The organism is Mycolicibacterium neoaurum (assembly GCF_036946495.1).
GTDB classification, from domain to species: Bacteria; Actinomycetota; Actinomycetes; order Mycobacteriales; family Mycobacteriaceae; genus Mycobacterium; species Mycobacterium neoaurum_B.
The window spans coordinates 3,000,637-3,014,734 of record NZ_JAQIIX010000002.1 but is presented as its reverse complement, the minus strand read 5'-3'; the positions used below and the strand labels follow the sequence as shown (position 1 = coordinate 3,014,734).

11 protein-coding genes are annotated in these 14,098 nt (G+C 68.4%); 2 read left to right on the top strand and 9 right to left on the bottom strand.

Annotated elements, in window-relative coordinates:
* Window positions 1–122: 122 nt before the first annotated feature.
* The 6 genes from exaC to eccCb form a co-directional block, all read right to left on the bottom strand.
* Complete coding sequence (gene exaC, locus PGN27_RS19905) at window positions 123–1,646, bottom strand: acetaldehyde dehydrogenase ExaC (RefSeq protein ID WP_335327653.1); 1,524 nt, start codon at window positions 1,644–1,646, stop codon at window positions 123–125.
* A gap of 99 nt (window positions 1,647–1,745) precedes the next feature.
* The gene (locus PGN27_RS19900; RefSeq protein WP_335327652.1) at window positions 1,746–3,023 is read right to left on the bottom strand and encodes a helix-turn-helix domain-containing protein; all 1,278 of its coding nucleotides are present in this window, start codon (window positions 3,021–3,023) and stop codon (window positions 1,746–1,748) included.
* Between the two features lie 127 nt (window positions 3,024–3,150).
* On the bottom strand, window positions 3,151–3,444 hold the full coding sequence (locus PGN27_RS19895; RefSeq protein ID WP_335327651.1) for a WXG100 family type VII secretion target: 294 nt from the start codon (window positions 3,442–3,444) through the stop codon (window positions 3,151–3,153).
* A gap of 10 nt (window positions 3,445–3,454) precedes the next feature.
* Window positions 3,455–3,763, bottom strand: coding sequence for a WXG100 family type VII secretion target (locus PGN27_RS19890; RefSeq protein ID WP_335327650.1), 309 nt, complete (start codon window positions 3,761–3,763; stop codon window positions 3,455–3,457).
* 70 nt (window positions 3,764–3,833) lie between these two features.
* Window positions 3,834–4,946 (bottom strand): type VII secretion-associated protein, encoded by a 1,113-nt coding sequence (locus PGN27_RS19885; RefSeq protein WP_335327649.1) that lies wholly within the window; start codon window positions 4,944–4,946, stop codon window positions 3,834–3,836.
* Window positions 4,943–8,326, bottom strand: a complete 3,384-nt coding sequence (gene eccCb / locus PGN27_RS19880) for a type VII secretion protein EccCb (protein WP_335328793.1) — start codon at window positions 8,324–8,326, stop codon at window positions 4,943–4,945. Before eccCb ends, PGN27_RS19885 begins: the two co-directional genes overlap by 4 nt.
* Window positions 8,327–8,574: 248 nt before the next feature.
* Here eccCb and eccD point away from each other — a divergent pair, with 248 nt between their 5' ends.
* Complete coding sequence (gene eccD, locus PGN27_RS19875; RefSeq protein WP_335327648.1) at window positions 8,575–9,822, top strand: type VII secretion integral membrane protein EccD; 1,248 nt, start codon at window positions 8,575–8,577, stop codon at window positions 9,820–9,822.
* Window positions 9,819–11,186 carry a type VII secretion-associated serine protease mycosin gene (mycP, locus tag PGN27_RS19870; RefSeq protein ID WP_335327647.1) on the top strand — a complete coding sequence of 456 codons (1,368 nt, stop codon included), beginning with the start codon at window positions 9,819–9,821 and terminating at the stop codon, window positions 11,184–11,186. The genes eccD and mycP overlap by 4 nt, the downstream gene beginning before the upstream one ends.
* Here the strand turns inward: mycP and eccB are convergent.
* Genes eccB through PGN27_RS19855 form a run of 3 tightly spaced genes read right to left on the bottom strand, consistent with a single transcriptional unit; the run spans window position 11,118 to window position 14,032 of the window.
* Complete coding sequence (eccB, locus tag PGN27_RS19865; protein ID WP_335327646.1) at window positions 11,118–12,251, bottom strand: type VII secretion protein EccB; 1,134 nt, start codon at window positions 12,249–12,251, stop codon at window positions 11,118–11,120. The genes mycP and eccB overlap by 69 nt on opposite strands.
* Window positions 12,252–12,305: 54 nt before the next feature.
* The gene (locus PGN27_RS19860; RefSeq protein ID WP_335327645.1) at window positions 12,306–13,358 is read right to left on the bottom strand and encodes a polyprenyl synthetase family protein; all 1,053 of its coding nucleotides are present in this window, start codon (window positions 13,356–13,358) and stop codon (window positions 12,306–12,308) included.
* Window positions 13,355–14,032, bottom strand: a complete 678-nt coding sequence (locus PGN27_RS19855) for a hypothetical protein (RefSeq protein ID WP_335327644.1) — start codon at window positions 14,030–14,032, stop codon at window positions 13,355–13,357. Before PGN27_RS19855 ends, PGN27_RS19860 begins: the two co-directional genes overlap by 4 nt.
* Window positions 14,033–14,098 lie beyond the last annotated feature (66 nt).

Here is a 14,098-nt window from a genome sequence, read left to right as displayed (position 1 = left end):
TCCTGACGCCGAGATGGGTTCTTTTGCAGTTGAAGGTGGTGCAGCCGCGGACGTGAGCTTGAGCCGGAGATCGGGGGGAGTTTCGAACCCAAGCTCACGCCCGCGGAGATCGTGGGTGCAGTTTAGAAGAAGCCCTGCGCCTTGCTGCTGTAAGACACCAGCAGGTTCTTGGTCTGCTGGTAATGATCGAGCATCATCAGGTGATTCTCACGTCCGATGCCGGACTGCTTGTAACCGCCGAACGCCGCGTGCGCCGGGTACTGGTGATAGCAGTTGGTCCACACCCGGCCCGCCTTGATATCGCGGCCGGCGCGGTAGGCGGTGTTCCCGTCGCGGCTCCACACACCGGCGCCGAGGCCGTAGAGGGTGTCATTGGCCAGATCGATGGCATCGTCGTAATCCTTGAACGAGGTCACCGCAACAACCGGTCCGAAGATCTCCTCCTGGAAGATCCGCATCTTGTTGTGACCGGTAAAAATCGTCGGGGCGACGTAGTAACCGCCGTTGAGATCACCGCCGAGATCGGCCCGCTCACCACCGGTGATCACCTGTGCGCCTTCGCTCTTGCCGATTTCGATGTAGGACAGGATCTTCTCCAGCTGGTCGTTGGAGGCCTGCGCGCCGATCATCGTCTCGGTGTCCAGCGGGTCGCCCTGGCGCACCGCCTTGGTGCGGATCGCGGCCATCGCCAGGAACTCGTCGAAGATGTCGGCCTGCACCAGGCTGCGCGACGGGCAGGTGCACACCTCGCCCTGGTTGAGGGCGAACATCGTGAAGCCCTCCAGCGCCTTGTCCTGGTAGTCGTCGTTGGCGGCCAGCACATCGTTGAAGAAGATGTTGGGGCTCTTGCCGCCCAGCTCCAGGGTGACCGGGATCAGGTTCTGGCTGGCGTACTGCATGATCAGCCGGCCGGTGGTGGTCTCACCGGTGAAGGCGATCTTGGCGATCCGGTTGGACGAGGCCAGCGGTTTGCCCGCCTCGACACCGAAACCGTTGACCACGTTGAGCACACCGGCGGGCAGCAGGTCACCGATGATCGAGATCAGGTAGAGCACCGAGACCGGGGTCTGCTCGGCGGGCTTGAGCACGATCGCGTTGCCCGCGGCCAGCGCCGGTGCCAGCTTCCAGACCGCCATCAGGATGGGGAAGTTCCAGGGGATGATCTGTCCGACCACGCCGAGCGGCTCGTGGAAGTGGTAGGCCACCGTGTCGTTGTCGATCTCCGACAGCGAGCCTTCCTGCGCCCGGATGGCACCGGCGTAGTAGCGGAAGTGGTCGACGGCCAGTGGGATATCGGCGTTGAGCGTCTCGCGGATCGGCTTGCCGTTGTCCCACGATTCGGCCAGCGCGATCGATTCGAGGTTCTCCTCGATCCGGTCGGCGATCTTGTTGAGGATGACCGCGCGCTCGGCGGCGGTGCTCTTACCCCAGGCCGGCGCGGCGGCGTGCGCGGCGTCGAGTGCCTTCTCAATATCGGACTCGTCGGAGCGGGCCACCTCGCAGAACACCTCACCAGTGACGGGAGTGCGGTTCTCGAAGTAGCGGCCCGCGTTCGGGGCCACCCACTGGCCGCCGATGTAGTTGTCGTAGCGCGCGTCGAACGACATCAGGGCGCCCTCTGCGCCCGGACGTGCGTAAACAGTCATGGCTTTCTCCTGCGTTGGGACACTTCAAGTGTGTCGGTCGTCACTCAACCTAGGGGTTGCAACGTTGCATGACGGTTGCAATTGGCCACGCAGTTCCACTCAGCCGAGTTCGGCGTCGAGTCCGATCAGATGTGCCCGGGCGCGAGCCCGTTCCACGGGGTCGACGGCGCCGTGCTCGGCGAGCAACTGCCAGCCCCGTCGGTCATCGCGACCGTCCGGAAGGCCGAGCCAATGCCGCAACAACGCGAGGTTGCCGCGCGCGGATTCGGCCAGCACCGCACCGCGCAGGCTGGTGGTCAATTCGGTGCGCAACCGCGCGATGGCCGGTGACACCGACTGCGGCAACAGCGAACCGGCATATGCCGACAGCGCCCCGGCGACATCCCCGGCCTGCAGCGCATCGAGCACATCACCCATATCACTGGCCACCGGTCCGACCAGTCGATACGGGCGCGAGGCGATGTGGTCACCGCCGATGACCCGACGCAGCCGCGACATCTCGGCACGGATGGTGACGACGTCGAGATCCTTGTCATCGAGCAGCATCGCCAGGTGATCGGCGCTCAATCCCTCCGGATGACGGATCAGCAGCACCAGGATGTCGGCATGGCGACCGGTGAGCACGACGGGGCCGGCGGAACCGGCCTGCCAGCGCGGTCGGTCGGCACCGAGCACCGACAACATCAAGCCCTCCCGGGCGCCGTCGTCGGGACCGGCGAGCCGCAGCAGTGCGAGCTGGTTCTCGACGGCCACCGCCGTGGCCCGGACCAGCGCCAGCGTCTGCGGTGTGGCGACCGACAGATCGCCGGTCAGGTCGATCGCTCCGAGCAGCGCACCGCTGCGCGGATCATGGACCGGTACGGCGGTACAGCTCCACGGATGGACGATCCGGGAGAAGTGCTCGGTGCCGCAGATCTGTAGTTCGCGGTCCAGCGCAAGGGCGGTTCCCGGCGCATTCGTCCCGGCGGCGTGTTCGCTCCAGTCGGTGCCCGGCACGAAGTTCATCGCCTCGGCCTTGCGGATGGCCCGGCGGTCACCCTCGACCCACAGCAGGGTGCCGTCGGCGGCGGTGATGGCCACCACGACACCGGCGTCGACGGCATCCTCGACCAGCAGACGCCGTATCAGCGGCAGGGTCGGTGCCAACGGATGGGATCTGCGCAGATCATCGAGGGCCTTGGCCGCCTCGGTGGCCCGCCCGCCGGTGTCCGGGTCCACCCCGGTCGCCAGACTGCGCTGCCAGCTCTCGGCGACGATCCGGCGCAGCGGAGCCGAGTCGAGATAGGCCGCGTCGACCTGACCTGCGACGAAAAGGTCGTGGACGGCACGCACCTTCGCCGGCTGCACTCGGCTGCCGGACGTCTTCGCTACCACCATGCTCACACTCCCCGCGGTGCGCCGATCGCCGGACGCACCGCACTCTGAAGCCAGGATAGTGGACCGCGTCACAGTGCAGCGGTGTTCGTCGACTCCGGGCGTCGCAATCGTGTCCGGGCCGGCCCGGTCAGCCCCAGGCGCCGGCGGCCCGCCGGTCGGTGGCCGAGACCTCGTCGGCGCCGTCGCGGACCGCGTTGCCGAGCCGGAGCAGGATGTCGTTGAGCGCGGCCGCGGACTGGTTCCACCGCAGCTGCTCGGCCCGGTAGGCCTCGGCGGCCTGGGCGGTCCAGGTGTGCTGAAGCGGGGCGATCTGCGCGCGCAGCTCCTCCAGCGCGGCATTGAACCGGGCCGAGACGGTGTGGATCTCCCGCCGCACGGTGTGCTCGATCTCGTCGAAGTTATAGGTCAGCATCATGTCCATGGCGTGTCCTTCACAGCTGGTCGGCGACGGCGGCGAGCTGATGCGAGTGGCTCTCGGCCGCTTCCCGCAGGGTCTGTTCGTTGAGGCGGATGGTCTCGGCGATCCGTCCCAGGGCGGCATGTAGTGCGACCGATTCGGAATTCCAGCGGTCCACCACCTCGCGGAAGCGCACCGCCGCCGCACCGCCCCACACCGAGGCCGGCACGCTGCACATCCGTCCGATGAACGAGCCGAGCATCGCCCGGATCTCATCGTTGCGGGCGTCGATCTGACCTGAGACCGCGTGCATGAGATCCAGGTCGGTGGTGAGAGCGGCCATTCGATTGTCCTCCTCGGTAAGTGCCGTCAGGTGTCAGACGGTCTCTATCTGTCTTGGACGCAGCCGACGGTCATCCGGTTCCACTCTCTTTCGGATTTCGGTCAGTCGGCACCGCGTGCGCCGAGCGGATCGCCAGATCGCACTGGCTGCGGATCGGCCCGGGGTGTTGACAACCGATGGCGATCCGCACCGGGCCGTCGGCGAACACCACCCACTCGATCGTCCGGCCGGGCCGATTTTCGGTGTAGCTGATGACATCGCGTCCCGCACGCCGGTCCTGCTGCCGAAAGTCGGTGAACACCCCCGCGGGTTGGACCGCCAGAGCCGCCGCCAGCACGCCGGCCGGGTCCGGGCCGGCCGGTGACTGGGTCAGCAGGATGGCCGCGTCCGGATGCTCGGCCGAGATCGACTGCAAGCGTGGAGAACCAGGGCCGTCGACGAGGCGCCGGCGCTCCCACGCCGCGGGCAGCAGCAAGGCGACCCGGCCCTCGACCACCAGCTCGTCGCGCGCTGGAGGCGGGCGATCCACCTGCCAGATCAACCACATCCCGCACACCGCGACCGCCACCGCACCGGCCAGGGCCGGTGACATGCGCACCCGGCGGGGCCGAGCAACGCCGACGGTGTCCCGCACCAACACGTGGTCATCGACGATGACGGCATCGCGGCCACCGGCGACGACAACGCCGGCGATGGTCTCGGCCAGTCCTCGGGCAGCGGACACCCCGACCGGTGCGTCGATCAGAACGGTCCCACCCACCGTGATGTGCGCCGCGACCTCTCGGGCGACGGCGTCTCCGACCCGTGGCACCGAGGCCAACACCCGGTCGCCGGCCCGGACCAGGACGAACTCCTCGGTAATCTCGACGATGACATCCGCCGACCGGCGATGCGCGGTATGGCGTTGCCGGACAAGGGGTTCACCACCGGCGGCGCGACGGATCCGGTCGACTCGCCGCGGATGCCACCAGCCTGGGCAGATCAGCAGTACCGGACCCGACCGTTCGGCGTCGGCGCGCAGGACGGTGCGCCACAGGTCGTCGACATCCACGGGCCTGTCATCGACGATGGCGTACCGATCATCGATCGCTGCACACGCCGCCGCCGCCAGATCGCTGGGCACGGGCGCGGTACCCCGCACCGATCCGTGCACCGTGGCCGGGCCGACCACCAGGACCGTCACGGCGGATCGGTCCAGGCGATCTGGACGCGTTCGACGGCGGTCCCGCGCAGCACCAGCGTCGCCCGCCCCGGCGGCAGCACCACGGGCCGGATGGTGCCGAGCAACGGGCCCTCCTCGGTGGCGGTGCTCATCACCAACCCCGTGCTACCGAGCTCGCGCATCATCGCGGGCACCGGATCGTAGAGTGCGCGCGCCGCTCCCCCGGCGCGGCGCGCGATGACCAGGTGCAGCCCGATATCCCTGGCGTAGGGCAGGAATTCCAGCAGCTGGTTCAACGGGTCGGTGCCGGTGGCCAGCAGATCGTGGTCGTCGACGATGACGTAGACCTCCGGTCCAGACCACCAGGACCGGTCCCGCAGCTCCTGCTGGGAGACCGAGGCCCCGGGCAGCCGTTCGCGCAGCATGTCGACCAGCCCGCGCAGCTGGTCGCCGAAAATGGCCGCAGAGATGGCGTATCCACCCAGATGAGCGCCATCGACGACACCGAGCAGGGTTCGCCGGACGTCGGCGAGATAGAGCTGCACCTCGCCGGGCTCACACGCCTTCGTCAACTGCGTGCAGAGGGTCCGCAGCAGCGCAGTCTTCCCACAACCGCTGTCACCGAGCACCATCAGATGCGCCGGATCGGTGAAATCGACTGTCGCCGCCCCGAGTTCGGACTCACCGACACCGATCACGACATGCGTCCGCGGGCGCACCGACCGGGGCAGCCGTTCCCGGTCCAGGCGCGCCGGGAGCAACCGCACCGGGGGCGCCGCGGGGCCGGGGTGCCTAGCCAAGACGGCCCGCACGGAGCCGGCGACGTCGACGGCGTCCAGGTACGGCAGGGCCAATGCGGCCAGATTCCCGTCGGGGGTGAGCGCGGTTCCCGGCGGGCTGCCCGCCAGTTTCCGGGCAGCCGTCCGATCGATCTCGGACTCCCCCGGCTCGCCGAGACGCAGTTCTACCCGACTCCCGAGCTGATCCTTCAGCGCCGGTCGCAGCTCGGCCCACCGCGCCGCCGAGATCACGACGTGCACACCGTGAGCCAGCCCATGTGCCGCGATATCGGTGACCGCGTCCTGGGCTGCTCCCCCGTCCTGGCGCAGCGCCGCCCAGCCGTCGACGACAAGGAAGACCTCGCCATAACCGTCGGATCGTGCAGGCTGGGCAGCCCGGCGCCGGATCAGCGTCTGGACCGTCGAGATGGTGCGAGCGACGAGCTCTGGCTCATCCCGTCCGGCCAGCACCCCGACATGAGGGAGCTGATGCAACGCCGCCAGGGCGCCCCCACCGAAATCCAGGCAGTAGAACTGGATGTCACCTGGGCCGTGCCGCAGCGCGAGAGCCAGCAGCAGGGTGCACAATGCGGTGGATTTACCCGACCGGGTCGCCCCCACCACCGCCACATGCCCACCGGCGCCGGTCAGATCGAGCGTGAGCAGATCCCGACGTTGTTCGAACGCGTTGTCCACCAGACCGATCGGTGCCGTCAGGGTCGGCCACTCGTCATCGGCCAGCAGTTCGGTCAGTGTCGGCGGAGCGGGCAACGGCGGCAGCCAGATTCGGTGCGCGGGGCGTCCATGACCGGCCAGTCGATCGAGTACCGTTTCGAGCACGGTGGGCGCCTGCCGCGGCTTGCCGGCCGGCGGCGGGGCCGGTGGACGGTCCGAGGTGAACAACGACACGCCGAGCGGCTCCTCGGCAATCTGCCGCGTCGGCCCGGAGACATAGGTGGTGCGCAGTCGCACCAGTTCGCCATCGACGGTCTTCAGGTAGGCAGATCCCGGCTCGGCCGGCAACCCGTAGGCGTCGGGAACTCCGATGACCGCCCGAGAATCGCTGGTCGAGAACGTCTTCAGACATACCCGATAGGAAAGGTGAGTCTCAAGACCGCGCAGCCTGCCCTCATCGAGGCGCTGACTTGCCAGCAGCAGGTGTACACCCAGCGAACGGCCGAGCCTGCCGACGGCAAGGAACACCTCGGCGAACTCGGGATGCTGGGTGAGCAGCTCGGAGAACTCGTCGATCACCAGGAACAGCACCGGCAACACGGCCAGTTCGCGGCCGGCCTCGCGCGCCCGGCGGTACTCGGCGATGCTGCCGGTACCGCTCGTGCGCAGCAGCTGCTGTCGGCGCTGCATCTCTCCGGTGAGTGCGGCATGCATCCGACTGACCAGATGCGACTCCTCGGCGAGGTTGGTGATCACCGCGGCGACATGAGCCAACCGCTCGAATCCGAGAAACGTCGCCCCGCCCTTGAAGTCGATCAATGCCAAGTTCAATTCGTCAGAGGTGTGCGTCGCGGCCAACCCCAGGATGAGGGTCCGCAGGAACTCGGACTTGCCCGACCCGGTGGCGCCGACACACAGGCCGTGCGGGCCCATCCCACCCTCGGCCGCCTCCTTGATGTCCAGATACACCGGCGTACCGCGGTTTCCAGGCCCGTCACCGGTTCCGATCGGCACACGTAACCGGATCCGATCCGGCGAGCAGTCCGTTCCCACCGACTCTGCCCAGCCGCGCACCGCCGCACCGGAAGACACCGCACCGGGTCGCCACCGTGCCAGCCTGCGCGCGCACAGCTGCGCCAGCTCCGTGGACAATGCGTCGGACCCAGGACCAGTTTCGATCAGCCGCTCGCCCCGACCTCCCACTTCCAACACGATGTCGGCCGCCCCCACCGGCACAGATTCACCGTCGTCGACGATCAGCACCGTACGCGCCGTGTTCGACGCAGTCGCGTGGTGCGGCAACCATTTGAGCCAATCCCAGCACCGGTCGCCGTCGCCGGCCCGCGCCACGATCCGGATATCGGCCGGACTGTGCCATACCGCGAGTTGACAGACGATGGCCCGCAACAGATCGCGGGCGACCTCCGGGACACCGCAGATACCGAGGTGACCGGACAGCTCGGTGACCATGGGCAGTCCCGGCACGATGGCGTGCGATGTCAGCAGCGCATCAAGGGCGGTCTGGGTGACCGGGTCGGTCTCACCGACCGGCGAGCTGTCCTCGACGATCAGCGGTGTCGCCAGGACAGCCGGCCCGATACCGACCCGGACCACACAGAAATCCGGGTCGGTCGCACGACGTTCCCACATTCGCGCGGTACCGGCGACGGTCCACAGCGCGGCGGGATCCGGGTGTGTCCAATACAGGTTGGCGCGTTGGTGGCCGGCGGTGATGGCCGCATCCCTGGCCACCTCGTCCAGGTAGCGCAGGTAATCACGCCGTCCCGCATCGATTTCGGCGGTACCTCCGCGCATACCGTGGGCCGCCGTCGCAAGAACGGAGACGAGCATCATCACGGGCAGCACCAGGTACATGGGGCTGCGCGCGGTGGCCAGCCGGTCGCCGGACAGATAGAGAATCACCATGCCGCCGGCCGCCACGAGCATCACGACGGGTAACAACCGCACCAGAGGGTTAACAGGTGCAACTGCGGGCACCTCCGGGGGCGTGTGCACCCGAACCGCACCCGAGGAGACCGGCGGTGGCTGTGCACGGTGGTCCCTGACGAACTCCATGCCACCACTGACGCAGTCCGGCGGTGTTCGGTTCCACCGAATTCTGGTGCACAGCCGAGGCCTGCATTCCGATTACGGTGAGAGTCGGGGGGACTGTCATGGATGATCCGTTGTGCCGGGTGACGATTCAGTGTGCGCACACGTCGCGCGCCGTCGATCTGTCGATACCGAGACATGCCAGGCTCGGGCTACTCATCCCCGATATCGTCGAGCTGGTGGCCGGGACAGATCCGCCGCAGGCCACCTGGCGCCTGGACCGGATCTCCGGCGACCGCTGCGACGAGTCGAGGAGCCTGCACGACAACGGGGTTCACGACGGCGATGTCATCGTGCTCTCACCGGCACAGGCCGCCGGGCCGGGACCTGTGCCCGGGGATGCCTGCGCGACCCTGGCCGAGGCCGGACTGGAACCGCCACAGCCGGCAGAATCGGCGGCCGCTTGTTCCATCGCAGGCGTGACGGTCGCGGCCATCCTCGTCCTGTCCGGGGCGACCGGCGCAAGCCAGCCGGCCACTGCGATTCTCGCGGCCGTGGTCGCAGTCGGTGCACTGCGCATCGGGATGCGGACCGGATATGTCTGGACCATGCTGCTGTGCATCGTGTTCGCCGGCGCGGCGGCATTCATCGCCAGTCCCGGCCGGCCGGGTCCAGGACATCTGCTGCTGACGTCCGCGGTCTGCGCGTCCGTGTCGGTGATGCTGCTGCGGGTCAGCGCGCACGGGACCCGGTTGTACACCGCCGTCGCGGCAGCAGCCACCGCCATCGCGGTGGTGAGCGCCACCGCGATGGCGGTGCCTGCGGATCTGACCACCCTGGGCGCCGCCCTGACGGTGGTGTCGCTGGGCGGGTTGGCCGTGTCGGGACGCCTGACCCTGCTCATCGGTGGCATCCGACCAGGGCGGCCACTTTCCGGCCGGCACGCCGACCGCGCGAGGGACCGCCTGACCGGTCTGGTGTCCGGGTTCGCGGCGACCGCCGCCCTGGCGGCGATATCACTGGCAGCGGGCACCGCGTTGGAACAGCGACGATGGCAGGCGACGGTGGCACTCGTCGCGGTGACCGCGGCGGTGCTGTCGCTGCGAATGCGCACATACGCCGACCCACGGTGTCGGCGCGCAGCAGGTTGGTCCGGATTGACCTGCGCGGCCGCCGGTTTCGTGCTGTTGGCGATATCCGCTCCGGTCCATGCCGGTTGGTCGACGGTCACCGCGTTCGCCGCGGCCGCCTGGTACCGGGGTGCACCGGGGAACCCGCCGCTGACCAGGGTTGGTGATGTCGCCGAGTCACTGGCGTCGGCGGCAGTCATACCGCTGGCCTGCTGGGTGGGCGGCATATTCGACCTCGTCCGATCGACGAGCATGCCATGAGATGCGTCGGCCGGATCGCCGCAGTACTCGTCATGGTGACCACACCCGTGGCCGTCGCCGCACCGGCCGCCGCAGTGGGACCGCCGGCGATCGACATGACCCGCGTGCCCGCGCCGGGACCCGCCGCGCCCCGTGGCCGGACCGAGCAGACCCAGCCGTGCGTGGCACTGCCCGCGACGCCGCCTCCGGTGCGTCCTGCGCGGCCCGATCTGCAGGCGGCCTGGGCACGAACTCGCGGAGCGGGCCAGGTCGTCGCCGTGATCGACACCGGCGTGAACCCGCATCGACTACTGCCCCGCCTACTGCCCGGTGGTGACTACGTGTCGACCGGGGACGGCACTCAGGATTGCGATGGGCATGGCACCATCGTGGCCGGATTGGTCGGCGCGACCTACGACCCGGTATCAGGTTTCGGCGGTATCGCACCGGAGGCGACGATCCTGGCTATCCGGCAGTCGTCGATGATGTTTCGTGACAGCGAGGGTGCCGCACGCGAGGGTATCGGTGATGTCGATTCGCTCGCGACCGCGGTGCGTAGCGCGGCGGACCAGGGGGCCACGGTCATCAACATCGCCTCGGTGGCATGCCTGGATGCCGAACCCGAACTCGACGACCGCGCACTCGGCGCGGCCCTGGCCTACGCGGTCGACGTGCGCAACGCGGTGGTGGTCGCGGCGGCAGGCAATGTCGGTGGCCGCGGCACCTGCCCCAAGCAGAATCCCACCCCGGGCCCGGAGCACCGGCACGAACCCGACTGGGACCGGGTGGATGTGGTGGTCAGCCCGAGCTGGTATGACGACCTGGTGCTCACCGTCGGCTCGGTCGATGCCGAGGGCGGCCCGTCGCGGTTCACCCTCGCAGGCCCGTGGGTCGATGTCGCCGCCCCCGGCGAGGGGGTCGTGTCGCTGAGCCCGGCCGGCGACGGGACCGTCGATTCGATGCCGGGACATGATGGCCCACAACCGATTGCCGGAACAAGCTACGCCACTCCGGTGGTATCGGGCGTGGTTGCGCTGCTGCGGTCGGCGGCCCCGCAGTTGACCGCCAGACAGGTGATGCACCGGATCGAGAGCACCACGCGGCGGCCGGGGGCGGGCTGGGATCCGCTGATCGGGCACGGTGTCGTCGATGTGCTCGCCGCGCTGGACGGCATCGGCGAGGCGCCGACCGGCATCGCGCGCCCGGTGGACCCACCCGTGCCGGTGCATGTCGGTCCCGGCAACCGTTTCGCGGTGATCGGCGCGGCGTTGTGTGCCGTCCTTGCCGTTGGCGTGGGGCTGCTTCCGCCAGTGAGGTCACGGCGGGGTGAGGACATCGCGCATCAGGACGGCGCTGTCGATGGCGAGTTCAGGTCCGCGCGGTAGCAGCGCGAGCACCGGCCATGGCGCGGCACCGGGCGCCTGCGATAACCCGAGTGCTGCCGCCGACTGCCGGTCACGTATTCCGAAGGCCACCCCGGTCCCGGTGACCAGGTATTGCGGTCCCGTCGTCGAGCCGTCGCCGGCCGATCCGGCGGCACGGACATAGACACTGCGCCCCGGCGGGATCGACACAGCGTCGATATGCGGACCCGGACCATCGGCCTGTGCGAGGGCGACAGTCGACGGACCCGCGGGTGCGGCGGTTGCGGTGTAGAAGACGGTTTCGGGTGGCTGCCCGATTCCGGCCCACCGCCATTGCGCACAGAGCACCTCACCGAACTCCGCACCCACCGGCACGTCCGTAGGGACCATGGCCCGAGCCGTCGCCTCGGGCAATATATCGACCATCACCCGCGACACACTGAGTGGGACAATGCCTTCCAATCGCATCGCCGCCACAGCGGAGCGATCTCGGAGGTCGACCGCACGCTTGCGTCCGTCGTGCAGCAGATAGGTGCGCGCCGATCCGCGAGCGGTGACCAGCACCGGCGGGGTGACCGACGGTGCGACGGGGGCGCCGATGAACAGGGTGGTGGCGCGTTCGGAGGCGCCGTCGCAGACGGTCCATGCGGTCATCTCGGCGTCCAGCGCGGCTCCGATGCTGCCCGGGGCGCCCGCAATTCCGACCGCGGGACCGATTTCGGCACCATCGAGCATCGCAGCGCTGACCATACGAGGTTGGGCGGGGGTACCCGCGATCAGTCGAGCGGACGCCAAATTCGGTGTGGGATGGACGGTATCGCCGATGCGCACGTACATGGCGCCGGACTCCTTGACCACCACGATGGGGTCATCACCCAGCGGCCCGTGTGGTCGCAGCAGCGCCAGCACGGCACACACCGCCAGCACGATCGCGGCGACGGCAAGCCCAGCGGCCAGCGAAAGTCGTTGGATGTGAATCGGATCATCGAGCATCCGGGTGTCCCGGCACACCAACGCGTATTCGATCCTGCGCATGAGGAAGCGGTATCCGCTGACCTCCAACCGTGAAACCGAACGCCCCGCCATCTGTCCCCCGGTTCGACCCTAACGCAGCTCCGGATCAGCCGAACGCAGAAGTTTCTAGCGCCAGCGCGCCCATACATACGGCACCAGCGCGCGCAGGAAGTCCAGATCCGGCCCCGGACGGGCATCGGCGAACGCCTGCTCGAAATACTCTTCTGCCACCACCAGGATGCCTTCGGCGTATTCGCGGGTGAACGCGATGCTGCCGTAGTCGTCCATCAACGAGCGCACCTTGTGCACCATGGCCTCGTCCCGGTCCGCCCGGTCGCATCGCAGATAATCGCGCAGCACCGCACGGTCGCGACCGCGCGCCACGTCCAGCAGGTGCACCAGGGTCAAAGTCCGCTTTCCCTCGTACAGATCACCGAGGATCTCCTTGCCGTAGGTCGCCTCCTCCCCGATCAGGTTGAGCAGGTCATCGCGGATCTGGAATGCCGCCCCGAAGTGGAACCCGAACCTGATCAGCGGTGCCAGCTCGGCGGTGCCGTTCGATCCGACCAACGCTCCGACCCGCAATGGGTAGATGGTGGTGTACCAACAGGTCTTGTGCATGATCAAGTCGAGATAGTCCGACGGCGTGAGGTTTTCGACATTGTCGAGCTGCCATCCGAGCTCGGTGGCCTGACCCTCCAGGGTGCGCAGTGCCATGGTGTCGAACTCCGTCATCACCTGCTCGGCGAGGCCGCGGTCCAGCTGCCGGGTCGCGCGCCGCAGCACCTGACTGGCCACGATGGCGAGGGCGTCGCCGGCGTTGAGCGCCGCCGCCGTGCCATAGGAGGCCGTCAGCGTCGGCCTGCCCCGGCGCATCTCACTACCGTCGGCGATATCATCGTGAACGAGAAAAGCGTTGTGCAGCAGTTCGATCGCCACGGCGATACCGGTCAGAGCCGACGAATCCGCCCCGAAACACCGCCCGCTGGACAGGCACAATGCCGGACGCAACGCCTTACTCGGTCGCATCGGATACTCCCGCATCGGCGCGTAGAGCCACTGGACGGGCTCACCGTCGGGTATCGCATCGAGCATCGCGCGACGGACATCGCGGCCGACCAGACGCAGCCGGTTCTCGACATCCTCGATGAGATCGGGTCGGTCGGCCGTGGACGTCATGCCGGCTGATCCGACACGGCGAGCTCGATCGGCAACCACAGATCGGGATGTCCCTGCGTGAAGAGGATCCCGCGATACACCCCGGCCGGCACGCGGGCGTGGATCTGCAGCACCACTCCGCGACCCGCGCGTGCCGGCATCGCCACCGTGGCGGGGCGCAGGTCGACGTCGGCGGCGGAGACAACAGTGCCCCCGTCTGATTCCAGGGTGCCGATGCGCAACCGGATCTCGCCGGCGTCGTCGGCGCCGCGATTGTCCAGCCAGATCTCGGCGGTGGCGGTATCACCGCGGGCTGAATCCATGGCGATGCGACCGGTGGCCGATCGAGCGGTGATGTCGAGGACGGGCTGACCGTCATCGGTTCCCCGCGGCTCGCGATTCCCGGCGGCGAACCCACGGCCGAACTGGTCGACCAATTTCCACCAGGATGCCAGCAAGGGTTCGATATCGGTGGCTCCCCAAAGGTCGGCGCGTTGGTCCTCCGAGAGCGCCGAACGCGAACCGGCGGCCCCGCCAAAGGTGTTCACGCTGTCGGAGGCCGCCGTGATGAAGCGGTCGACGAGTTTGCTCGCAGCGCGCAGACCCTCGGCCTGAATCGCGGTCAGCGCCCGCATGTTGGCAGCCGAATCGAAGACCGACGCCCAGGGAAGGCCCTTGCCAGTACCGTTTTCCACCCACGCTCTCCTCCCGTCAACCCGCCCGCAGACGGGTCACCTGAGCGGTATGCTAACTGCGCCAAC